The organism is Kitasatospora sp. NPDC002227 (assembly GCF_040296285.1).
Lineage (GTDB): Bacteria > Actinomycetota > Actinomycetes > Streptomycetales > Streptomycetaceae > Kitasatospora.
Genome location: NZ_JBEOWY010000001.1, coordinates 308,510 through 328,474, shown reverse-complemented (window position 1 = coordinate 328,474; position 19,965 = coordinate 308,510). Strand labels below are relative to the sequence as shown.

Below are 19,965 nucleotides of genomic sequence, written 5' to 3'. Positions count from 1 at the left end.
AGCTGCGCGCCAGAGCTCTTTACCTGTCTTTGACCTGCCAGCACCGCCCGGAGGTAAGCCGCCTTGCACATCGACGTGTGGATCGAGAGTGTCCCGCCCACCGTGGTCTACCTGCTGGTCGGACTGATCATCGGGGTGGAGAGCCTCGGCATCCCGCTGCCCGGCGAGATCGCGCTGGTCACCGCCGCTGTGATGGCCGCCACCACCGGCTCGGTGAATCCCTGGACGGTGGCGCTGTGCGCGATCGTGGGCGCGATCGTCGGTGACTCGATCGGCTACTCGATCGGCCGCAAGGGCGGCAAGCCGCTGTTCGAGAAGCTCGGCCGGAAGTTCCCCAAGCACTTCGGGCCGGACCACCTGGACAGCGCCGAGCGGTCCTTCCAGAAGTGGGGCATGTGGGCCGTCTTCTTCGGCCGCTTCATCGCCCTGCTGCGCATCTTCGCCGGGCCGCTGGCCGGCGCGCTGCGGATGCCGTACTGGAAGTTCCTGATCGCCAACGTGCTGGGCGGCGTCTGCTGGGCCGGCGGCACCACGCTGCTCGTCTACCAGGTCGGCAAGGTGGCCGAGCAGTGGCTGAAGAGCTTCTCCTGGATCGGGCTGATCGTGGCCGCCCTCGGTGGCGCGCTGTCGGCGTGGATCATGAAGCGGCGGGCGGCCAAGCACCGCGCCGAGCACCCCGAGGCCGCGGGCGGGCGGACCGAGGAGCCGGTCGCCGCCCGCGAGGGCTGACCCTCAGGTGAGCTTGGGCCGCCGGTCGGCCGGGCGGCTGGGCGGGATCGGGGTGGCCGGGAAGTCCCGGGGGCCCGACCAGAGCGAGGGGACGGCGTCGGTGCGGCGGGCCAGCTCGTACGCCAGCGCCTCGTAGTTCACCCGCCAGCCCTTGAAGTGCAGCCAGGCCTCGTCCACCGGCCGCTCGCGCTTGATGCCGCTCGCGCCGACCAGCGCGACGGCGGCGTCGAACTCGTCGAAGGTCAGCCGGATCGGCTGGTCCGGCTCCGGGTCCGCGTCGAAGTCGATCCGCAGGGTGCGGGCGATGTCGCGCAGCGCCGTGAAGCCGGCCCGGAGCACCAGCCGGGCCTCCGGCGGGGCGCTGCGCGGGCAGAGTGAGAGCTGCATCGCGGCGGCGTCCAGCACCGCGAGCAGCCCCACCACCCAGCTGCGGTTGGGCCGGGGGGAGCGGAAGGAGAGCAGCACCGGGTAGTTGGAGTGGCCCTCGCCGATGTCGGCGGCCAGCCGCTCCCAGTCCCGGTAGAGCTGGGGCAGCGCCGTCTCGGTGTCCACCAGCTGCTGGCGGGCCAGCAGCTCCGGCCCCCAGGCGGGCTCCCCGGCGCGGGACTGCAGCAGGGTCACCTCGAGCTCACGGCGGTTGTAGGCGCCGTAGAGGGTCGGCAGGTAGGCGATCAGCAGTGCGGTGATCAGCGGGCCGCTCGCGGCGGCCAGGAAGTCCAGCGCCGACAGGTGCAGCCGGTCGCCGCTGGCGAAGCCCAGGGTGAACAGGCTGGAGCCCGCCTCGCGGAAGGCCACCCCCCAGCCGAGGTCGGCCGTGGTGCCGAACAGCAGCAGGGTGTACGCGAGCAGCATGGCCACCAGCCAGGTGCTCAGCATGCCGACCAGGATCAGCGGCGCCAGCCAGGTCTGCGCCTTGTCCTGCGCCTGGTACCCGCCGGAGGCCGGAGCGAAGCGGCGCAGCACCACCCGCAGGGAGCTCCACCACCGGTACACCAGAGCGGAGTAGAGCCCGCGGGGCACGACCAGGGTGCGCAGGATGCTCGCAACGGTGACGAGCAGCAGCACGGCCCCGGCCAGTGTGTAGATCCACTTCATGGCGCCATTGTCGCGTGGCGGCCCGCCGCTGCGGAGCGGCGGGCCGCCATCCGGACAGGTGTCAGCCGTTGGCGAGGGCCTGGACGCGGTCGTAGGCGCCGTTGAAGTAGTTCTGGTCGCCGGCGAGGGTGCCGGAGTCGGCGTACTGCCAGATGGTCTGGTAGCTCCAGCCGTTCGGGAGGGTGCCGACGCTGGAGGAGTAGCGGGCGATCCAGAGCGGGTTGGTGGTGCCGAAGCCGCCGTTGTTGCCGGTGCAGGTGGTCCACCAGTCGGTGGTGGTGTAGATGACCGGGTAGCGGCCGGTGCGGCTGTGGACGGTGTTGCTGAAGTCGCGGATCCAGCTGACCATGCTGCTCTGGCTCAGGCCGTAGCAGGTCGCGCCGTAGGGGTTGTACTCGATGTCGAGCGCGGGCGGCAGGGTCTTGCCGTCGGCCGACCAGCCGCCGCCGTGGCCGACGAAGTAGTTGGCCTGGGTGGCGCCGCTGGAGTTGTTCGGGAGCGCGAAGTGGTACGCGCCGCGGATCAGGCCGGCGTTGTAGCTGCCGTTGTACTGCTGGGCGAAGGAGGGGTTGGTGTACCCGGTGCCCTCGGTGGCCTTGACGTAGGCGAACCGGGAGCCGGCCGAGGCCTGGGCGCTCCAGTTCACGCTGCCCTGCCAGCTGGAGACGTCCTGGCCGCGGGTCTGGGTGACCAGCGGCTGGAGGGCCGGGGCGCCGCCTCTGCCCTCGTGCGCCGCGACGGTGGAGCCGGCGTGGTCCTGGTCGAAGTGGTACTTCACGGCGGCACCGGGCGAGGCCGGGGTGGCGAGCGCCGGGGCGGCGGCGCCGCCGAGCAGCAGGGCGCCGGTGGCGAGCACGGCGGCGGCCCGGCCGAGCACGCTGCGGCGTGCGGGGGCCTGGTGGAACGAAGGTGCGGTGCTGGGCATGAGCGCTCCTTGGTCCTGATGGTGTCCGGGTGCTGAGTTGCTGCGAGAGAGGAGGCTAGTCATGGACTCGACAGCTGTGCCACGGTGCTGACCCAACATCAGATGAACGCTCGATGTGTGGCCGCACGACATGGCGCCGGACGCCCCGCAGGCCCGGCGGGGCGCTGTGGCACGATGCAGGGGTATGGACCAGTCGAGACGGGAGAAAGACCGCATGGCGCCGGAGACCTCTGAGCTGACCTTCCGCACGGCCGGGCACGGGGACGTCCCCGCCCTGGTGGCGCTGGTCGAGTCCGCCTACCGCGGCGACGCCAGCCGGGCCGGCTGGACCACCGAGGCCGACCTGCTCGACGGGCAGCGGACGGACGCCGAGGCCGTCGCCGAGTCGATCGACCGCCCCGGCACCGTGGTGCTGCTCGCCGAAGCGGACGGCGAGCTGCTCGCCTGCTGCCTCCTCGAGAGCCGCGGCGCCGCCGCCTACTTCGGCATGTTCTCCGTCCGCCCCGAGCGGCAGGGCGGCGGCCTCGGCCGGGCCGTGCTCGAGCACGCCGAGCGCACGGCCGGGGAGCTGTGGGGTGCCGAGGAGGTCGAGATGACCGTGATCGGCCAGCGCGAGGACCTGATCGCCTGGTACGAGCGCCGCGGCTACCGCCGCACCGGCATCCGCTCGCCGTTCCCGTACGGGGACGAGCGGTTCGGCGTGCCGCGGCAGCCGGACCTCTACTTCGAGAAGCTCACCAAGACCGTCGCGATCTGACGGTCACCCGCCGTAGAGCGAGTGGCAGAGCTTCGCCTGGTCGGATCCCGGGGTCCACTGGCCGAGCCGCTCCGCCTCGGCGCAGACCTGGATCGAGGGCATCAGCTCGCTCGATCCGGTGGCGGAGGCCGGGCCGGCCGCCGGGTGGCGGGTCGCCGAGGGGCGGGACTGGCCGGTGCGGCTGGTCCGGGGTCGCGGCGAGCGGCTCTCCGATGCCTCCGGGCCGGCGGCCTGGGTGGTCGAGGTGCTCGGGGTGACCACGGCGGTGGCCGAGGGGCTGAAGGCCGAGGGCGACGGGGTCGGCTCCGGGGTGCTGGCGGACGGCTCCGGCGGAGGCGGGGCGGGCGCGCCGTCGGCGGACGGGCCGCCGCAGGTGGCCAGCAGCGAGCCGAGCACCACCGCGCCGCCGAGCGCCGCCGCCGAGGACCAGATCAGCCGTCGCCGCCGCCGCACGGCCGGTGGGACCAGCGGGGTCACCGGCGGCTCCCAGGGGGTCGGCGGCGGGGGCGGCTGCTGCTCCCACCCGTACGTCCACGGGGCCTGCCACTGCTCTTCCACGCTCGTCCTCCCGCACACTCCGGCCCGCACGCTCGGTGGGCCGTCGTGCTCAACGAGCCACCGGGTGGGTGCGGAACGCCCTGCGGACAGGCCCGTGTGGCCGGTGCGGAGTGCGGGCGCCAGGTGGGCGGCACATGCTGAGGGCATGGAGACCATGTCAGCAGGCAGTGGCGGTGGCGGCGCGGGTGCGCCCGCGGTTGAGATCGCCGAGTTCCGTACGGACAGCAGGTACCGGCTGGTGCACTTCCGGGACGCCGGGTGGGAGCCGCTGGCGCCGGAGGAGCTGGAGCCGAGGATCAAGCAGCTCTACCCCGAGGTCGACCCGCACGACCCCGCGCAGGTGGTCTGGGCCGACCGGCCGTGGGAGTGGCCGGCCTGGCACCCGGGCGAGGCGTAGCCGTCGGCCGGCGAGGCGTAGGCGTTGGCCGGGCGAGGTGTGGACGTCGGCTAGGGCCACAGGAGGGTGCGGTCCCAGGCGCCGTCCGGGCGGCGGTGGTAGGCGAGCCGGAGGTGGCGGCGGGTTGGGGCGCCCTGCCAGAACTCGACCTGCTCGGGGAGCACGGTGTAGCGGGTGTGGGCCTGGAGGGCCTGCGCCGGTTCGGCGGCCGCCGCCCAGGCCGCCTCGCACGCGTCGAGGCCGGTCAGCGGCTCGCTCTGGCGCCCGACCCACAGCGCGCGCTCCCCGGCGGGGCTGAGCGCCCGCTCGGCGGCGGGCAGCCGGGCGAGGTCGGTCGCCTCGACCGGGCCGCGCAGGCGGACCTGGCGGCCGAGAGCGGGCCAGTAGGAGGTGAGCGCCGCCCACGGGCGGTCGGCCAGCTGCCGGCCCTTCGGGCTGCGGGCGTCGGCGTGGAACGACCAGGCGCCGCGCTCGGCGTCGATGTCGCGCAGCACCAGGATCCGGGCGTCCGGGTGCCCGTCCCGGTCGGCGGTGGAGACCGTGACCACCTGGGCGTCGGCCACCCGCTCGTCGCGCATCGCCCCGAGCAGCCACTCGACGTGCAGCGTGCCCGGGTCGGCCGGCGCGGCGGCCGGGTCGAAACCGGGCAGCGGGCGGTTCATCGGAGGCTGGGTACGGAGCAGGTGCCGGAGTTCGTCGACGGGGCGCGAGGTGCTCATGGGGCGACTGTAGGTGGTGAGACCGGCTGACGTAGCATCGGGAGCCATGAAGCCTTCCGAAGCACCGGGTGCCGAGCCGCTGACGGGCGGGCCGCTGCTGCGGGCGAGCGAGGTGGACTTCGTCCGGGACGGGCGCCACCTGCTGCGGGGCATCTCGCTCAGCGTCGAGGCCGGACAGCACTGGGCGCTGCTCGGCGCCAACGGCGCCGGCAAGAGCACCCTGCTCAGCCTGCTCGGCGCGGTCAACCACCCGACCAGGGGCGAAGTCCACGTACTGGGGCGGCGGTTGGGCCAGGTGGACATCCGCGCGCTGCGCGCCCACCTCGGGCACGTCAACCCCCGCCACCCGCTGCGCTCGCCGCTGCCCGTCCGGCAGGTGGTGCTCACCGGGCTGACCAACACCGTCGAGCTCTCGCCGCGCTGGCGGCCCACCCCCGAACAGGCGGACCACGCCGAGCAGTTGCTGGACACGCTCGGCATGTCCCCGCTAGCCGACCACACCTGGGACACCCTCTCGCAGGGCGAGCGCGGGCGGGCCCTGATCGCCCGCGCCCTGATGCCCCGGCCCCGGCTGCTGCTCCTGGACGAGCCCGCCACCGGCCTGGACCTGACGGCCCGTGAGGTGCTGCTCGGCAGCCTGGACGAACTGCGCCACCGGTACCCCGAGTTGGCCACCGTCCTGGTGACCCACCACCTGGAGGAGCTGCCCGAGTCCACCACGCACGCGCTGCTGCTGCGTGAGGGCGAGTGCGTGGCGGCCGGGCCGGCGGAAGAGGTGATCACCACCGAGCTGGTCAGCGCCTGCTTCGCCCACCCGATCCGGATCGACCGGGTGGACGGCCGCTGGCAGGCCCGCGCGGCGGCCCGGCGGCCGGCCCGGCTCTGAGCGCGGCCCCTTCGACCGCGGGGATCAGGGGCGGCCGAGTGCGCGGAAGGTCCAGCCGGCCGCGCGCCAGCGCTCGGCGTCGAGGGTGCCGCGGGCGTCGACGAGCTGCGGGACGGAGGCCTGCCGCAGCAGCGCGGCCGGGTCGGCCTCCGCGTACCGGGGCCAGTCGGTCAGGTGCAGCAGCAGGTCGGCACCGGTGACCGCCGCCGCCGGATCGTCGGCATAGCCGAGCCGGGGGTAGGCCCTGCGGGCGTTCTCCAGCGCGGCGGGGTCGTGGACGGTGACCTCGGCGCCGGCCCGGGCGAGGGCGTCGGCCACGCTCAGCGCGGGGGAGTCGCGGATGTCGTCGGTGCCCGGCTTGAACGCGGCGCCCCAGACGGCGATCCGCCGGCCGGCCGGGGCGCCGCCGAGCAGCTCGTGGGCGAGCCCGACCACATGCTCGCGCCGGCGCCGGTTGACCGCCTCGACCTGGCGCAGCAACCCGACGTCGGCGCCGAGCTCCTCCGCGCGGTGGGCGAACCCGGCCAGGTCCTTGGGCAGGCAGCCGCCGCCGAACCCGAGGCCCGGGCGCATGCCCTGACCGCCGATCCGGTGGTCATGGCCCAGGGCGAGGGCGACCTGCCGGACGTCGGCGCCGGTGCGCTCGCAGAGCTCCGCCATCGCGTTGATGAAGGAGATCTTGGTGGCGAGGAAGGCGTTCGCGGCGCCCTTGATCAGCTCGGCGGTGGCCAGGCCGGTGACGATCAACGGCACCCCGCGGCGCAGGGGCTCCGCGTACACGCTCCGGAGGACGGCCTCGCTGCTGGTGTCGCCGTCCGCCACCCCGAGCACGATCCGGTCCGGCCGCAGGGTGTCCGCGAGGGCCGAGCCCTCGCGCAGGAACTCCGGCGACCAGGCGAAGCGGATCCCCACCCCGGGCGGGGCGTGCTCGGCGAGGGTCTGCCGGAGCCGCTCGGCGGTGCCGACCGGGACGGTGGACTTGCCGACGACGAGCGCGCCGTCCCGCAGCCGCGGGGCCAGCCGGCGGACGGCGGTGTGGAGCTGGCTGAGGTCGTAGGCGCCGCTGCCGCCCTGCTGCGGGGTGCCGACGCCCAGGAAGTGCAGGTCGGCGAAGGCGGCGGCCTGAGCGTGGTCGGTGGTGAAGCGCAGACTCCCCGTGGCGGTGTGCTTGGCCAGCAGCTCGTCCAGACCGTGCTCGAGGAACGGGGCCCGGCCCTTGTTCAGGGCGTCGACCTTGTCGGGGTCGGGGTCCATACCGAGGACTTGGTGGCCGAGCTCGGCCATCGCGGCGGCGTGGGTCGCGCCGAGATAGCCGCAGCCGATCACGGTGAGCTTCACGATCGTGTCCTTCCGAGGGTGGGGCGCCTGCGCCGGACCGGTGGCCCGGCCCGGCGCAGGCCCGGGCCATCAGCCAAGCCCGTCCGGCCAGGTCGGGGGAGGGCTTGCAGGGGGGCTCACAACTCGCGGTGGCGGCCCGGGGCGAGCGGCGAGGGAATACCCTCGGTGGTCCGGCCCCGGTGCCGGGTGCACGAATGCTCATGCCCAGTCAGGTACGACTCCCCGGCGCGCAGCCGCGGACCGATCGAGGGGGACGCTGTGGCGCCGACCGCCCGCCGGCCCAAACCGCCGAACGAGGCGCTGGCCCGGATGATCGAGAAGTGCGAGGGCGCCAGCCGCAAGTCGCTGGCCCTGCGGGTGAACCAACTCGCCCGCGAGGCCGGGCTGGCCACGACCTACACGCACACCTCGGTCGCGAACTGGTGCCGGCGCGGGATGGTCCCCGACTGGCCGGTGCCCGGGCTGCTGGCCCAGGCCATCGGTGAACGGCTCGGCCGGCCCGTGCAGTTGGCGGAGATCGGGATGGCGGATGCGCAGCACCCGGTGGCGGCGGCGGGGCTGGACTTCCCACGGGACCCGGCCGACGCCGTGCGCGTCGCCACGTCGTTCTGGAGCACGGTGAACCGCCGCGACTTCCTCACCGGTACGGGCTTCGCGGTCTCCGCGTTCGCCACCCCGGTCACCCGCTGGCTGGTCACCCCCACGGACGACAGCGCCACCCACCGGGGCCGCGGCCGGGTCGGCGCCGCCGACCTCGCCGAGCTGCGGGAGGCGGCCGACGACGCCCGCCGGTGGGACTCCAAGTACGGCGGCGGGAGCTGGAAGGCCAACTCGGTGACCTCCTGCCTGCGGGAGCGGGCGGTGCCGCTGCTGAACGGTTCGTTCAGCGACGAGGTGGGCCGCGAGCTGTTCTCGGTGACCGCCGAGCTGTCCCGCCTGGCCGGCTGGACCGCCTTCGACGTCGGCCGACACGATGCCGCCCAACGGCACTTCATCCAGGCCCTGCGGCTGGCCCGGGCCGGCCGCGACGTCCAGCTCGGCTGCTACGTCCTCACCACGATGGCGATGCAGACCCTGCTGCGGGGCTTCGCAGGCGAGGCCATCGACATGGCCCAGGGCGCCTTCGAGCGGGCCAAGGGCCAGGCCGCCCCGCGGGTACTGGCCTTCACCAAGCTGATCGAGGCCCGGGCGCACGCCCGCGACCGGAACGCCAGGGCCGCCTCGGCGGCGCTGGCCGCCTCCGAGCAGCTCCTCGACCGGGCCCGCGAGAGCGCCGACGAGCCTGCCTGGATCGACTTCTACCACCACGCCAGGCTCTCGGCGGACGCCGCCGAGATCTTCCGCGACCTGGAGAACCCCAAGGCCGCCCTGGCCTGGAACGCCCGGGCCGCGGCCATGCCGACCGGCGCCTTCACCCGCTCGGTGGGCATCCGCCTGGCCATCGTCGGAACCGCCCACCTCCAGAGCCGCGACCTCGACCAGGGCCTGCGGCTGGGCCACCGGGCGGTCGACGTCCTCGCCCCCGTCCACTCCGCCCGGGCCCTCGACTACGTCCGCGAGTTCACCGCCGCCCTCACCCCTTGGCGCCGCGAACCCCACGTCGCGGACTTCCTCCACCGCACCCGCCAGGAGCTGGCCGTCACGGCGTAGCTTGTACGGTTGTGGCTGACATCTTCGAGCTCATGCCGTGCCCGGGCGCGGGGCGGATCCGCGTCCGGGCACGGGTCCGGGCTCAGGCGGGGAGGTGGGCCTCGAGGGCGGCGATCAGCTCGGCGGCCTCCGGCTCGGTGCCGGGGCGGAAGCGGGCGGCGACGGTGCCGTCGGCGGTGAGCAGGAACTTCTCGAAGTTCCACTGGATGTCACCGGCCGCGCCCTCGGCGTCGGGGGTCTCGGTGAGCTTGGCGTAGAGCGGGTGGCGGTCGTCGCCGTTGACGTCGATCTTCTCGAACAGCGGGAAGGAGACGCCGTAGGTGGTGGAGCAGAAGGTCGCGATCTCCTCCGCCGAGCCCGGCTCCTGGCCCAGGAACTGGTTGCACGGGAAGCCCAGCACCGTGAAACCGCGCTCGGCGTAGCGCTGCTGCAGCCGCTCCAGGCCCGCGTACTGCGGGGTCAGCCCGCACTTCGACGCGACGTTGACGATCAGCAGCGCCTTGCCCTTGTGGTCGGCGAGCGAGGCGGGCTCGCCGGCGAGGGTGCGCAGCGGGATGTCGTACAGGCTCACGGAGGAGTCCCTTCGGAGGAAGCGGCAGGTGGGAGTCACCGAAGGGCCCCAACGGTGGCGGGGCCCGCGGTGTTCCCGGCGGCGGAGCGCGACCCGCCACCGGACGGGTGAGGGTACTGGAGACGCGGGCGGTGCTCTGCTCCACTGGCGCTGTCGACCGAGACCGGAGGTATGCGCAGTGACGGACGAGCGGAGTGTGCCGCGCTTCGAGGGGCTGAGCGCGATGGTGATCAACTGCACGCTCAAGCGCTCCCCCGAGCGCAGCCACACCCAGGGCCTGATCGACATCAGCCGCGGCATCATGGAGCGCCAGGGCGTCAGCGTCGAGCTGGTCCGTGCGGTGGACGTCGACATCGCCACCGGAGTCTGGCCGGACATGACCGAGCACGGCTGGGAGACCGATGAGTGGCCCGTCCTGTACTCCCGGGTGATGGCCGCCGACATCCTGCTGCTCGCCGGGCCGGTCTGGCTGGGGGACAACTCCTCCGTGATGAAGCGGGTGATCGAGCGGTTGTACGCGTGCTCGTCGATCCTCAACGAGCACGGGCAGTACGCCTACTACGGGCGGGTGGGCGGCTGTCTGATCACCGGGAACGAGGACGGTGCGAAGCACTGTGCGATGAACGTGCTCTACAGCCTGCAGCACCTGGGGTACGTCATCCCGCCGCAGGCCGACGCCGGGTGGGTCGGCGAGGCCGGGCCGGGGCCGTCGTACCTGGACCCGGGTTCGGGCGGGCCGGAGAACGACTTCACCAACCGGAACACCACGTTCATGACCTGGAACCTGATGCACCTGGCGAAGATGCTCAAGGACGCGGGCGGTGTCCCGGCGTACGGCAACCAGCGCTCGGAGTGGGACGCTGGCTGCCGCTTCGACTTCGAGAACCCCGAGCACCGCTGATCTCGGCCGGTTCGGTGGACCTCGGTGAATCCGGATATACCGGCATGAATCGGAGTCGAACGGTCGGATCGGGGTGGGGGTCGTAGCCGGAGCGGGCCCCTATGCCCAGGAGACGCAACCGTGTCCACCACAATCGGTCACCGGACCGGATCCACCGATGTGCTGCTGTCCGATCTGCCGCCTGATCTGCCGCCCCGACCCACGGAGGCCGAGCTGCGGGGAATGGGCAAGCTGGAGGCGCGCGGGCTGAGCGACGCGCTGTTCGCCCGGCTGGGCGGGCTGGCGCGGGAGAGCGCCGCGTACTGCTGCGTCCGGGGCACGATCATCGAGTTGAACATGCCGTTGGTGCGGTTCATCGGGGGGCGGTTCCGGCACCGGGTCGAGGACATGGACGACATGCCTGGTCGCCGTCCAGGTGTACCGGTCGACCTCGTTGGACGCGTTGCACGAGCACGACGGTGGCGAGGCGGGCGGTGCGCTGCTCGACCGGCTGGGCGGGTGTGATCCGGGGATCGAGCTGGCGGAGTTCCGTGCGGCGGTGCGTCCGTTGTCGGTGGAGCTGCCGCACCGGGAGCAGGTCATCCTGAAGCTGCGGTTCTGGGACGGGCTGACACAGTCCGAGATCGCGCGGCGGGTCGGGGTCTCCCGGATGCACGTGTCCCGGCCGCTGGCAGGGGTGTTGGCGGGGCTGCGTGAGCGGTTGGACGACCGCGACGCGCCCGGCTGGTCGGAGGACAATACCCGTCCCCCCGCCGCTGGCGGGCGTATTTGCATGAGCAGCGACAATTCTCCGGGTAACGATCGGGGAACCACGTCCAGCTGCAGGTTTCACCGGGCGATTACCGGCTCCGCGAAAATGATCAGCCGATATCGGGGAAATGGATTATCGGATTCCGCGGCCGGAATGCCGGAATTTGCCAAGCATTGTCCCGGTTGGCCGATGCGCGTGACTGAAAAGAGATGAACCGGGCGATTCCACGGGAGGGGTCGGCGGATCGATAGTGGCTCTGCGCGTGCCAGTGGCCACAACGCCAACTCTGCGGGTGTGCCCTGACGTTGCCATCCCTGTGTGCCCGGAACGCCGGACTGCGGGGTTCCCACTTCGTTCCCACGCCCTGAATCGAGAGGCAGCTGAATGAAGCTCACCAAGGCCCTGCAGTGGACGGCGGTGGCAGCGGCCACCGCCCTGGCCGTGTCCGCCTGCAGCAGCGGCAGTGCCGACAAGCACCCCGGGTCCACCGTGGCCAAGAACGGCGGAACGTTCCGGCTGGGCATCGTCGAGCCCACGGCCATCGACCCGTACAACACCCAGGAGTCCGAGGGCACCCTCGTCACCCAGAACCTGTTCACCGGGCTCACCAGTGTGTCCGCCGACGGCAAGATCTCCAACGCGTTGGCGGAGAGCCGCACGCCGAACGACGACTGCTCGCAGTGGACGTTCAAGATCAAGGGCGGCACCACCTTCAGCAACGGCGAGCCGGTGGACGCGGCGGCCTTCGTCCGGGGCTGGACGCGTGCGGCGGCCAAGGACGCGGCCTCCGACGTGGCCTACCACCTGGGTGAGATCGACGGCTTCAAGGAGCTCAACTCGGGCACCGCCGTCACCTTCCGGGGTCTCTCGGCGCCCGACGCCACCACGCTGGTGGTCAAGATGGCCATCCCCGACTGCGAGTTCGACGTCCGGACGTTCCACACCGTGTTCAGCCCGGTGCCGCAGGTGGCGGGCGCGGCCTCAAACAAGGCGTACAACGACCAGCCGATCGGCAACGGCCCCTTCAAGATGGAGGGCCCCTGGCAGCACAACAGCAAGATCACGCTGGTCCGCAACGACAGCTACGGTCTGACCAAGGCCCACCTGGACCGGATCGAGATCTCCATCCTCAACGCGGCCAACGCCGACCAGTTGGAGTACCAGGGCTTCCAGGCGGGCCAGTTCGACTGGGCCCGGATGCCCACCGAGCAGCTGACGGCGGCCAAGGCGACGTACAAGGCCAAGGGCGACTGGTACGAGTGGGACGCCAACGGCATGAACTACCTGCTGCCGATGGACTTCAACGGCCCGACGAAGAGCAAGGAGGCGCGCGAGGCGATCTCCTACGCGATCGACCGCGACGCCATCGCGAAGGGTGTCTTCAAGGGCTTCCGCACCTCGGCCGACTCGCTGGTGCCGCCCGCCTTCGTCGACGCCTACCAGAAGGGGGTCTGCGCCAGCTGCGTCAAGCAGGACAAGGACAAGGCCAAGCAGCTCGCCGCGCAGGCCGGGCTGACCCCGGGCACCAAGCTCTACTTCGGCTACAACACCGGTGGCGGGCACGATCCCTGGGTGCAGGCCGTGGCGGCGCAGCTGGGGGACGTGCTCGGTCTGGACGTCCACATCGACGGCATCCCGTTCAAGCAGCTGCTGGACAAGGAGAAGACCCCGGACGCCACCGGGATCTACCGGGCCGCCTGGGGCGCCGACTACCCGACCCCCGGCAACTTCCTGAACCCGCTGCTGGCCACCAGCTCGATCGACGAGGACCAGACCACCCACAAGGTCCAGGGTGACAACCGCGGCCGCTACAGCAACCCGGCCTTCGACGCGCTGCTCCACCAGGCCACCGGCACCAAGGACCTGGCCGCGCGCACCAAGCTCTACCAGCAGGCCGAGAAGATCGCGATCGGTGACGACCTGGCGCTCATCCCGCTCTGGAACCGCAGCCAGCAGCGCGTCGCCAACAACGAGAAGTGGGCCAACCTGACCTACGACTTCAGCGAGAACCCGACCCTGGCGACGGCCTCGCTGAAGTAGCCGGCCTTCGCAACTGGCGTCGCCCGCTGGGTGTTTCGCGGGCGACGCCACTGAGCCGTGACCCACAGAGAGGGCACACCCATGGGAAGGTACCTGCTGCGAAGGCTCGGCCAGATGATCGTCGTGCTGCTCGGTGCGACGTTGATCCTCTTCGCCTGTCTGTTCGTCATCCCGGGCGACCCGGTCGGCTCGCTGGCCGGCAGCGAGCGCGCCCGCGACCCCGCCGTGGTCAAGGAGTTGCGCGAGCACTACGGGCTCGACAAGCCGCTGGCCGTGCAGTACGTCACGTACATCGGGCATCTCGTCCAGGGCGACATGGGCGAGGACTACATCCAGCGCCGCCCGGTCTCCGAGATCCTCGGCCCGAAACTGGTCAACACCTCCAAACTGGCCGTCGCGGCGATCGTCTTCGATGTCCTGATCGGCGCCGGGGTCGGTGCGCTCGCGGCCCTGCGGCGGTACTCGCTCTGGGACACCGCCGTCACGCTCGTCACCACCGTCCTGGTCGGCTTCCCGACCTTCGTGATCGGCATGCTGCTGCTCAACCTCTTTGCCGTACAGCTCAAATGGGTGCCGGTGATCGGTGACGCGAGTGATCCGGCGCAGGTGATCCTGCCCGCGATCACGCTGGCCATCATCGACGCGGCGCTGGTGGCCCGGTTGATGCGCGGCACGATGCTGGAGGTCCTGCGGGCCGACTACGTGAAGACCGCCATCGCCAAGGGTGTGCCGCGCCGGCAGGTGCTGCTCAAGCACGTACTGCGCAACTCGGTGATCCCGGTGGTCACTTACATCGGCATCTCGTTCGGCGGCCTGTTGGGCGGCGCCATCATCACCGAGACCATCTTCAACTGGGACGGCGTCGGGATGGCGATGTCCACCGCGATCCAGCAGCAGAACAATCCGATCGTGGTCGGGGTGGCCACCTGGGGTGTCGGCATCTTCGTGGTGCTCAACCTGGTGGTCGACCTGATGTACGCGATGCTCGACCCCCGAATCCGGCTGAGCTGAGGGGCGCAGACATGACTGACGAGACGACGACTGCCCAGCCCCAGCAGGGAAGTACCGATGGTGAGCCCGCGATCCGGGTGGTCCGGGAGTGGCAGGAGGTCTGGCACCGCTTCGCCGCCAACCGGCTGGCGCTGCTCGGGCTGGTCCTGGTGGCCGCCCTGCTGGTGACGGCGGCCTTCGCGCCCTGGATAGCACCGTACGACCCGCTCCGGCAGGACCTCATGCACACCATCGAACCCCCCAGCGGTGCGCACCTGTTCGGCACCGACGCGCTGGGGCGCGACCAGCTCTCCCGGGTCGTCTACGGGACTCGGATCGCGGTGATCGTCGGCCTGGTGTCCATCCTGCTGACCCTGATCATCGGCATCGCGCTCGGCGCGGTGGCCGGGTACTTCGGCCGGTTCTACGACACCGTGGTGATGCGGGGTGCGGACATCTTCTTCGCCTTCCCGCTGCTGATCGGCGCGATCATCATCATCACCGTGACCGGCCGCGGCATCTGGCCGGTGGTGCTCTCGCTCGCGGTCTTCGGCTGGGCCACCGTCGCGCGTCTGCTGCGCAGTTCGGTGCTCTCCGCCCGGGAGATGGACTACGTGCACGCGGCGCGGGCGCTCGGGGCCGGGCACCTGCGGGTGATCGTCCGGCACATCCTGCCGAACTCGATCGCCCCGGTGATCATCTATGGCACCTTCAACGTCGGAACGGCGGTCGTCGCGGAGGCCTCGCTGTCCTTCCTCGGCGTCGGCGTGAGCCCCCAGGTGCCGGAGTGGGGCAACATGCTCGCGGCTGGGCGCGGGTTCATCGGCGTGGACGACTACATGTGGATGCTCCCCTCGCTCGCGGTGGTGCTGACCACGCTCGGCTTCATCTTCGTCGGCGACGGGGTGCGCGACGCCCTCGACCCCAAGCTCCGGTGACCGGCATGGAGTTGACGGATGTGGCAGCGACGGCGGAAGAGGGCGGGCGATGAGCGATCTGGTACAGAACGGTCCGGTGGTCGAGCTGCGCTCCTCGGGTGGCTCCTTGGGTGGCTCCTTGGGTGGCTCCTCGGGTGGGGCTGAGCCGCCGCTGCTCGAAGTCGACGGCCTTCAGGTGGAGTTCAAGACCCGCGACGGCATCGCCAAGGCCGTCAACGGGGTCAGCTACAGCGTCGACGCGGGTGAGACGCTGGCGGTGCTCGGCGAGTCCGGCTCGGGGAAGTCGGTCACCGCGCAGGCCATCATGGGCATCCTGGACACCCCGCCGGGGCGGATCACCGGCGGCCAGGTGCGCTACCGGGGCGAGGACCTGCTCACCATGCCGGAGGAGCAGCGCCGGTCCGTCCGGGGCCGGAAGATCGCCATGATCTTCCAGGACGCGCTCTCCGCGCTCAACCCGGTCTTCTCGGTGGGTTGGCAGCTCGGCGAGGTCTTCCGCGTGCACGAGGGGATGTCGAAGCGGGACTCCCTCACGAAGGCGGTCGAGCTGATGGACCGGGTCCGGATCCCGGCGGCCAGGCAGCGCGTGGGCGACTACCCGCACCAGTTCTCCGGCGGTATGCGCCAGCGCATCATGATCGCCATGGCGCTCGCCCTCGGGCCGGATCTGATCATCGCGGACGAGCCCACCACGGCGCTCGACGTCACCGTCCAGGCCCAGGTGATGGACCTGCTGGCCGAGTTGCAGGCCGAGTACCGGATGGGTCTGATCCTGATCACCCACGACCTCGGCGTGGTCGCGGACGTCGCGGACAAGATCGCGGTGATGTACGCCGGACGGATCGTCGAGACCGCCCCGGTGTACGAGCTGTACGCCCGGCCCGCGCACCCGTACACCAAGGGTCTGCTCCGCTCGATCCCGCGGCTCGACCAGCGCGGCCAGGACCTGTACGCCATCAAGGGGCTGCCGCCGAGCCTGCTGCAGATCCCGGCCGGCTGCGCGTTCAACCCGCGCTGCGAGCAGGCCACCGACCGATGCCGGGGCGAACTCCCCCTGCTGCAGCCGGTGTCGGACGAGGGCGGCAACGACCTGCCCGGGCGGCACAGTGCCTGCCACTTCTGGAAGGAGACCCACCGTGGCTGAGCCAATCCTGACGGTCGACGGCCTGGTCAAGCACTTCCCGCTGACTCAGGGCATCGTCTTCAAGCGCCGGATCGGCGCGGTGCAGGCGGTCGACGGAATCTCCTTCGAACTGCACAAGGGCGAGACGCTCGGCATCGTCGGAGAGTCGGGCTGCGGGAAGTCCACCGTCGCCAAGGTGCTGATGAACCTGGAGCGGGCGACCGCCGGCCAGGTGCGCTACAAGGGCCAGGACATCACCAGCATGAGCGGCAAGGCGCTCAGAGCGGTACGCCGGAACATCCAGTTGGTCTTCCAGGACCCTTACACCTCGCTCAACCCCCGGATGACGGTCGGCGACATCATCGGCGAACCGTTCGAGATCCATCCGGAGGTGGCGCCGAAGGGAAGCCGTCGCAAGGAAGTTCAGGACCTGCTGGAGGTGGTCGGCCTCAATCCCGAGTACATCAACCGCTATCCGCACCAGTTCTCCGGCGGGCAGCGCCAACGCATCGGAATCGCCCGGGGGTTGGCGCTCAAGCCGGAGATCATCATCTGCGACGAGCCGGTGTCCGCGCTGGACGTCTCGGTCCAGGCCCAGGTGATCAACCTGCTGGACCAGCTGCAGAGCGAGTTCAACCTCAGTTATGTCTTCATCGCACACGATCTCTCGATCGTGCGGCACATCTGCGACCGGGTCGCCGTGATGTACCTCGGCAAGATGGTCGAGATCGGCACCGAGGAACAGATCTACGAGCACCCGACCCACCCCTACACCCAGGCCCTGCTGTCCGCCGTCCCCGTCCCGGACCCGGTCGGACGGGAGGGCCGGCGGCGGATCATCCTCTCCGGCGACCTGCCCTCTCCCGCCAACCCGCCGTCCGGCTGCCGCTTCCGAACGCGCTGCTGGAAGGCGCAGACGCGCTGCGGCGAGGAGGAACCCCTGCTCGCGACCCCCGAGGGGATGACGGGGGAGGCGCTGCACCCCTCGGCGTGCCACTTCGCGGCGGAGCGGAGCTGAACCCGGCCAGGGGCGGGCGGAGCAGCTGAAGGGTGTTCGGGGACGCGCCTTGACTGAATTTTCAGTTAAGGCAAGTATGTGCGGCACGCCACACCTCCCCAACCCCCTCTAAGGGAGAGCTCCATGAACGTGACCCAGCCCTCCAGGCGCAGCCTGCTCAAGTTCGGTGCCGCGGCCGTCCCCGCCGTGGCTCTCGGCGGGCTCCTGCCGGCCGTGGCCCGTGCCGCCACCAGCCCGAGCGGCGTGCAACTGCGGATGCCCGCCGAGGACGGCCGCCATGTGCGGACGTTCATGGCCTGGCCCGCGCTCTCGTCGGTCTGGGGCAACGCCCTGGGCGGTGTCCGCAACGACATCGCCCAGGTCGCGTACCAGATCTCCCGGTACGAGCCGGTGGTCGTGCTGGCCCGCCCCGAGCAGGCCGCCGACGCCCGGTACACCTTGGGTGGCGGTGCGTACTACTCGATCACGGTGGTCGAGACGGCCAACGACGATCTGTGGATCCGGGACTTCGGCCCGACCTTCCTCACCGGCCCCGGTGCGATCGCCGGCCTGGACACCAACTTCAACGGCTGGGGCAAGACCGGCACCTCGTACTACCAGCCGTTCGCCAACGACGCCGCCGCGGCCGCCACGCTGCTCTCGCAGTACGGCGTCGACCGGGTCCAGGCGCCGTTCGTCGGCGAGGGCGGCTCGCTCGAGGTGGACGGTGAAGGCACCATGCTGGCCACGGTCAGCTCGCTGGTGAACGCCAACCGCAACCCGGGGAAGACCCAGGCCCAGGTCGAGCAGGACCTGAAGTCCTCGCTCGGTGTGGACAAGGTGATCTGGGTGCCGGGCCTGGCCGGCCAGGACATCACCGACTGCCACATAGACTGCCTGGCCCGGTTCATCGCGCCCGGCAAGGTGATGCTAGACAAGCCGGGCCCGGGCACCAGCGCCCAGTGGGTCGCGGTCTACAACGAGACCAAGAGCATCCTGCAGAGCGCGACCGACGCCCAGGGCCGCCCGCTCGCCATCACCGAACTCCCCGGCCCGGACCGCCGTCAGATCCGCGGTACCGGCAAGGACTTCCTGTCCAGCTACACCAACTACTACACGGCCAACGACGCCGTCTTCGCGCCCCAGTTCGGCGACACCTACGCCGACGGCGTGGCCTACACGATCCTCCAGAGCGCCTACCCCGGCCGTGCCGTCGTGCAGATCAACATCGACAACATCGCGAGCGGCGGTGGCGGCATCCACTGCTCCACCCAGTCGCAGCCGGTCGTTCCGCCGGCCGTCTAGGGTCGGTCCGGCCGCCGGGGGCCACCCTGCGGGGCGGCCCCCGGCGGGGGGTCAGCCGGCCTCGCGCAGGAGGCAGGTGAGGCGGGCGGTGCACACCCGGCGGGCCAGCTCGTCGGTGATGACGATCTCGTAGGTCGCCGTGGTGCGGCCGAGGTGTGCGGCGGTGGCGACGCCGGTGAGAAGGCCGGAACGGACGCTGCGGTGGTGGGTGCAGTTCAGGTCGACGCCGACGGGGTACTTGGTGGGGCCGCCGTGCAGTGCCGCGGCCGTGGAGCCGAGGCTCTCGGCGAGGACGGCCGAGGCCCCGCCGTGGAGGAGGCCGTAGGGCTGGGTGTTGCCCTCGACGGGGAGCGTGCCGACCACGCGGGAGGCGGAGGCCTCCTGGAGGCGGATCCCCATGCGGTCGCAGAGCGCGCCCAGGGAGAAGACGGCCGACAGGTCGAGGCCCGTGGCGGCCCACTGGTCCAGGATCTCCTGGGGGAAGAGGGTCGTGGTCTGGTCGTGCATGTGCGTCAGGCTCCGGTCTGCGTCGGTGTGCTGGGTCTCCGGCCTTTGCTACGGAGGTGTAGCTTCAGCACCGTAGCTTCAGCCGTGTAGCTTCGCAAGGTACGATCCGGGGCATGGCCAGAGCGCAGACCACCCCCAAGCGGCCCTACGCTCCGCGGCTGCCACCGGCCGAGCGCCGCGAGCAACTGCTCGACGCCGCACTGGAGATCATCAACACCAGTGGCGTCGCCGCGGTGTCCGTCGACGCCGTCGCCCGCCTCGCCGGCGTGACCCGCCCGGTGGTCTACGGCCAGTTCACCGACTCCGACCACCTCCTGCGCGAGCTGCTCGAACGCGAGGGGGAGCGCGCCCTGGCCCAGCTCGCCGACGTCATCCCCGCCGACCTGGCCGACGCCGACCCCGCCGACACCTTCACCGCCGTCGCCCGGGGCTTCTACGACGCCGTGCTCGCGCACCCCGCACGCTGGCGCGCCATCCTGCTGCCCGTCGACACCTCGCCCGCGCCGGTCCGCAAGTACAAGGAGGCGGCCGAGGCCGACCTCCGGGCCCGCTTCGCCGAGGCCGTCCGCGAGCTCCTCGGGGACCGGCCCGACGCCGGGCGTGTCGACGTCGACCTGCTGGCCCACGTCGTGCTCAGCACTCTCGAGGACGGCGGCCGGCTGCTCCTGCGGGACCCCGCAGGCTACGCTCCGGAGCGGCTCACCGAGCTGGCCCGCTTCCTGGCCGAGACCTTCCTGCACCGCTTCCGTCCGTAACGCGGAGCCGGTGAGGGCCACTTGTACGGCCAG

Annotated in this window: 22 protein-coding genes; 15 read left to right on the top strand and 7 right to left on the bottom strand. The window is 71.6% G+C overall.

Going from position 1 to position 19,965, the window contains the following annotated elements; genetic code table 11:
* The first annotated feature begins 63 nt into the window (after positions 1–63).
* Positions 64–729, top strand: coding sequence for a DedA family protein (locus ABT095_RS01435; RefSeq protein WP_350527177.1), 666 nt, complete (start codon positions 64–66; stop codon positions 727–729).
* Between the two features lie 3 nt (positions 730–732).
* Here the strand turns inward: ABT095_RS01435 and ABT095_RS01430 are convergent, their stop codons facing one another.
* Positions 733–1,824 carry a hypothetical protein gene (locus ABT095_RS01430; protein WP_350527176.1) on the bottom strand — a complete coding sequence of 364 codons (1,092 nt, stop codon included), beginning with the start codon at positions 1,822–1,824 and terminating at the stop codon, positions 733–735.
* Between the two features lie 61 nt (positions 1,825–1,885).
* The gene (locus tag ABT095_RS01425) at positions 1,886–2,749 is read right to left on the bottom strand and encodes a lysozyme (protein ID WP_350527175.1); all 864 of its coding nucleotides are present in this window, start codon (positions 2,747–2,749) and stop codon (positions 1,886–1,888) included.
* A gap of 214 nt (positions 2,750–2,963) precedes the next feature.
* Between ABT095_RS01425 and ABT095_RS01420 the strand changes: the two genes are divergently transcribed.
* Positions 2,964–3,506, top strand: coding sequence for a GNAT family N-acetyltransferase (locus ABT095_RS01420; protein ID WP_350527174.1), 543 nt, complete (start codon positions 2,964–2,966; stop codon positions 3,504–3,506).
* A gap of 3 nt (positions 3,507–3,509) precedes the next feature.
* On the opposite strand, the gene ABT095_RS01415 is transcribed toward ABT095_RS01420, so the two are convergent.
* The gene (locus ABT095_RS01415; protein ID WP_350527173.1) at positions 3,510–4,064 is read right to left on the bottom strand and encodes a hypothetical protein; all 555 of its coding nucleotides are present in this window, start codon (positions 4,062–4,064) and stop codon (positions 3,510–3,512) included.
* Between the two features lie 145 nt (positions 4,065–4,209).
* On the opposite strand from ABT095_RS01415, the gene ABT095_RS01410 reads away from it, so the two are divergent.
* Positions 4,210–4,461, top strand: a complete 252-nt coding sequence (locus ABT095_RS01410) for a hypothetical protein (RefSeq protein WP_350527172.1) — start codon at positions 4,210–4,212, stop codon at positions 4,459–4,461.
* Between the two features lie 50 nt (positions 4,462–4,511).
* Here the strand turns inward: ABT095_RS01410 and ABT095_RS01405 are convergent, their stop codons facing one another.
* Positions 4,512–5,180 carry a pyridoxine 5'-phosphate oxidase C-terminal domain-containing protein gene (locus ABT095_RS01405; RefSeq protein WP_350527171.1) on the bottom strand — a complete coding sequence of 223 codons (669 nt, stop codon included), beginning with the start codon at positions 5,178–5,180 and terminating at the stop codon, positions 4,512–4,514.
* 46 nt (positions 5,181–5,226) lie between these two features.
* Here ABT095_RS01405 and ABT095_RS01400 point away from each other — a divergent pair, with 46 nt between their 5' ends.
* Positions 5,227–6,066, top strand: a complete 840-nt coding sequence (locus ABT095_RS01400; RefSeq protein ID WP_350527170.1) for an ABC transporter ATP-binding protein — start codon at positions 5,227–5,229, stop codon at positions 6,064–6,066.
* Positions 6,067–6,090: 24 nt separating this feature from the next.
* Here the strand turns inward: ABT095_RS01400 and ABT095_RS01395 are convergent, their stop codons facing one another.
* Positions 6,091–7,404: a UDP-glucose dehydrogenase family protein gene (locus tag ABT095_RS01395; RefSeq protein WP_350527169.1), complete on the bottom strand. Its 1,314-nt coding sequence runs from the start codon at positions 7,402–7,404 to the stop codon at positions 6,091–6,093.
* A gap of 258 nt (positions 7,405–7,662) precedes the next feature.
* Between ABT095_RS01395 and ABT095_RS01390 the strand changes: the two genes are divergently transcribed.
* Positions 7,663–9,054: an NsdA family TPR-like regulatory protein gene (locus tag ABT095_RS01390; protein ID WP_350527168.1), complete on the top strand. Its 1,392-nt coding sequence runs from the start codon at positions 7,663–7,665 to the stop codon at positions 9,052–9,054.
* A gap of 82 nt (positions 9,055–9,136) precedes the next feature.
* On the opposite strand, the gene ABT095_RS01385 is transcribed toward ABT095_RS01390, so the two are convergent.
* Positions 9,137–9,625, bottom strand: coding sequence for a glutathione peroxidase (locus ABT095_RS01385; protein WP_350527167.1), 489 nt, complete (start codon positions 9,623–9,625; stop codon positions 9,137–9,139).
* 223 nt (positions 9,626–9,848) lie between these two features.
* On the opposite strand from ABT095_RS01385, the gene ABT095_RS01380 reads away from it, so the two are divergent.
* The 9 genes from ABT095_RS01380 (at position 9,849) to ABT095_RS01340 (ending at position 18,670) form a co-directional block, all read left to right on the top strand.
* Positions 9,849–10,526 (top strand): flavodoxin family protein, encoded by a 678-nt coding sequence (locus tag ABT095_RS01380; protein ID WP_350527271.1) that lies wholly within the window; start codon positions 9,849–9,851, stop codon positions 10,524–10,526.
* Positions 10,527–10,646: 120 nt separating this feature from the next.
* A complete protein-coding gene (locus ABT095_RS01375) occupies positions 10,647–11,030 on the top strand; it encodes a hypothetical protein (protein WP_350527166.1) in 384 nt (127 codons plus the stop codon).
* Complete coding sequence (locus tag ABT095_RS01370) at positions 10,969–11,490, top strand: sigma-70 family RNA polymerase sigma factor (RefSeq protein ID WP_350527165.1); 522 nt, start codon at positions 10,969–10,971, stop codon at positions 11,488–11,490. The genes ABT095_RS01375 and ABT095_RS01370 overlap by 62 nt, the downstream gene beginning before the upstream one ends.
* Positions 11,491–11,661: 171 nt before the next feature.
* Positions 11,662–13,317 carry a peptide ABC transporter substrate-binding protein gene (locus tag ABT095_RS01365; protein ID WP_350527164.1) on the top strand — a complete coding sequence of 552 codons (1,656 nt, stop codon included), beginning with the start codon at positions 11,662–11,664 and terminating at the stop codon, positions 13,315–13,317.
* Between the two features lie 81 nt (positions 13,318–13,398).
* On the top strand, positions 13,399–14,328 hold the full coding sequence (locus ABT095_RS01360; protein WP_350527163.1) for an ABC transporter permease: 930 nt from the start codon (positions 13,399–13,401) through the stop codon (positions 14,326–14,328).
* 11 nt (positions 14,329–14,339) lie between these two features.
* On the top strand, positions 14,340–15,245 hold the full coding sequence (locus ABT095_RS01355; RefSeq protein WP_350527162.1) for an ABC transporter permease: 906 nt from the start codon (positions 14,340–14,342) through the stop codon (positions 15,243–15,245).
* 49 nt (positions 15,246–15,294) lie between these two features.
* Complete coding sequence (locus ABT095_RS01350; RefSeq protein ID WP_350527161.1) at positions 15,295–16,389, top strand: ABC transporter ATP-binding protein; 1,095 nt, start codon at positions 15,295–15,297, stop codon at positions 16,387–16,389.
* Positions 16,382–17,386 carry an ABC transporter ATP-binding protein gene (locus ABT095_RS01345; RefSeq protein WP_350527160.1) on the top strand — a complete coding sequence of 335 codons (1,005 nt, stop codon included), beginning with the start codon at positions 16,382–16,384 and terminating at the stop codon, positions 17,384–17,386. The genes ABT095_RS01350 and ABT095_RS01345 overlap by 8 nt, the downstream gene beginning before the upstream one ends.
* A gap of 123 nt (positions 17,387–17,509) precedes the next feature.
* Positions 17,510–18,670 (top strand): agmatine deiminase family protein, encoded by a 1,161-nt coding sequence (locus tag ABT095_RS01340; protein WP_350527159.1) that lies wholly within the window; start codon positions 17,510–17,512, stop codon positions 18,668–18,670.
* 51 nt (positions 18,671–18,721) lie between these two features.
* Here the strand turns inward: ABT095_RS01340 and ABT095_RS01335 are convergent, their stop codons facing one another.
* Complete coding sequence (locus ABT095_RS01335; protein ID WP_350527158.1) at positions 18,722–19,177, bottom strand: PaaI family thioesterase; 456 nt, start codon at positions 19,175–19,177, stop codon at positions 18,722–18,724.
* A gap of 113 nt (positions 19,178–19,290) precedes the next feature.
* Between ABT095_RS01335 and ABT095_RS01330 the strand changes: the two genes are divergently transcribed.
* Positions 19,291–19,932, top strand: a complete 642-nt coding sequence (locus ABT095_RS01330) for a TetR/AcrR family transcriptional regulator (protein ID WP_350527157.1) — start codon at positions 19,291–19,293, stop codon at positions 19,930–19,932.
* Positions 19,933–19,965: the final 33 nt, after the last annotated feature.

What these genes read in the sequence shown, in the direction of transcription:
- ABT095_RS01430 (WP_350527176.1), bottom strand. Translation starts at nt 1,824, where the DNA reads ATGAAGTGGATCTACACACTGGCCGGGGCCGTGCTGCTGCTCGTCACC.
- ABT095_RS01425 (WP_350527175.1), bottom strand. Translation starts at nt 2,749, where the DNA reads ATGCCCAGCACCGCACCTTCGTTCCACCAGGCCCCCGCACGCCGCAGC.
- ABT095_RS01420 (WP_350527174.1), top strand. Translation starts at nt 2,964, where the DNA reads ATGGCGCCGGAGACCTCTGAGCTGACCTTCCGCACGGCCGGGCACGGG.
- ABT095_RS01410 (WP_350527172.1), top strand. Translation starts at nt 4,210, where the DNA reads ATGGAGACCATGTCAGCAGGCAGTGGCGGTGGCGGCGCGGGTGCGCCC.
- ABT095_RS01405 (WP_350527171.1), bottom strand. Translation starts at nt 5,180, where the DNA reads ATGAGCACCTCGCGCCCCGTCGACGAACTCCGGCACCTGCTCCGTACC.
- ABT095_RS01400 (WP_350527170.1), top strand. Translation starts at nt 5,227, where the DNA reads ATGAAGCCTTCCGAAGCACCGGGTGCCGAGCCGCTGACGGGCGGGCCG.
- ABT095_RS01380 (WP_350527271.1), top strand. Translation starts at nt 9,849, where the DNA reads ATGGTGATCAACTGCACGCTCAAGCGCTCCCCCGAGCGCAGCCACACC.
- ABT095_RS01365 (WP_350527164.1), top strand. Translation starts at nt 11,662, where the DNA reads ATGAAGCTCACCAAGGCCCTGCAGTGGACGGCGGTGGCAGCGGCCACC.
- ABT095_RS01360 (WP_350527163.1), top strand. Translation starts at nt 13,399, where the DNA reads ATGGGAAGGTACCTGCTGCGAAGGCTCGGCCAGATGATCGTCGTGCTG.
- ABT095_RS01355 (WP_350527162.1), top strand. Translation starts at nt 14,340, where the DNA reads ATGACTGACGAGACGACGACTGCCCAGCCCCAGCAGGGAAGTACCGAT.
- ABT095_RS01350 (WP_350527161.1), top strand. Translation starts at nt 15,295, where the DNA reads ATGAGCGATCTGGTACAGAACGGTCCGGTGGTCGAGCTGCGCTCCTCG.
- ABT095_RS01340 (WP_350527159.1), top strand. Translation starts at nt 17,510, where the DNA reads ATGAACGTGACCCAGCCCTCCAGGCGCAGCCTGCTCAAGTTCGGTGCC.
- ABT095_RS01335 (WP_350527158.1), bottom strand. Translation starts at nt 19,177, where the DNA reads ATGCACGACCAGACCACGACCCTCTTCCCCCAGGAGATCCTGGACCAG.
- ABT095_RS01330 (WP_350527157.1), top strand. Translation starts at nt 19,291, where the DNA reads ATGGCCAGAGCGCAGACCACCCCCAAGCGGCCCTACGCTCCGCGGCTG.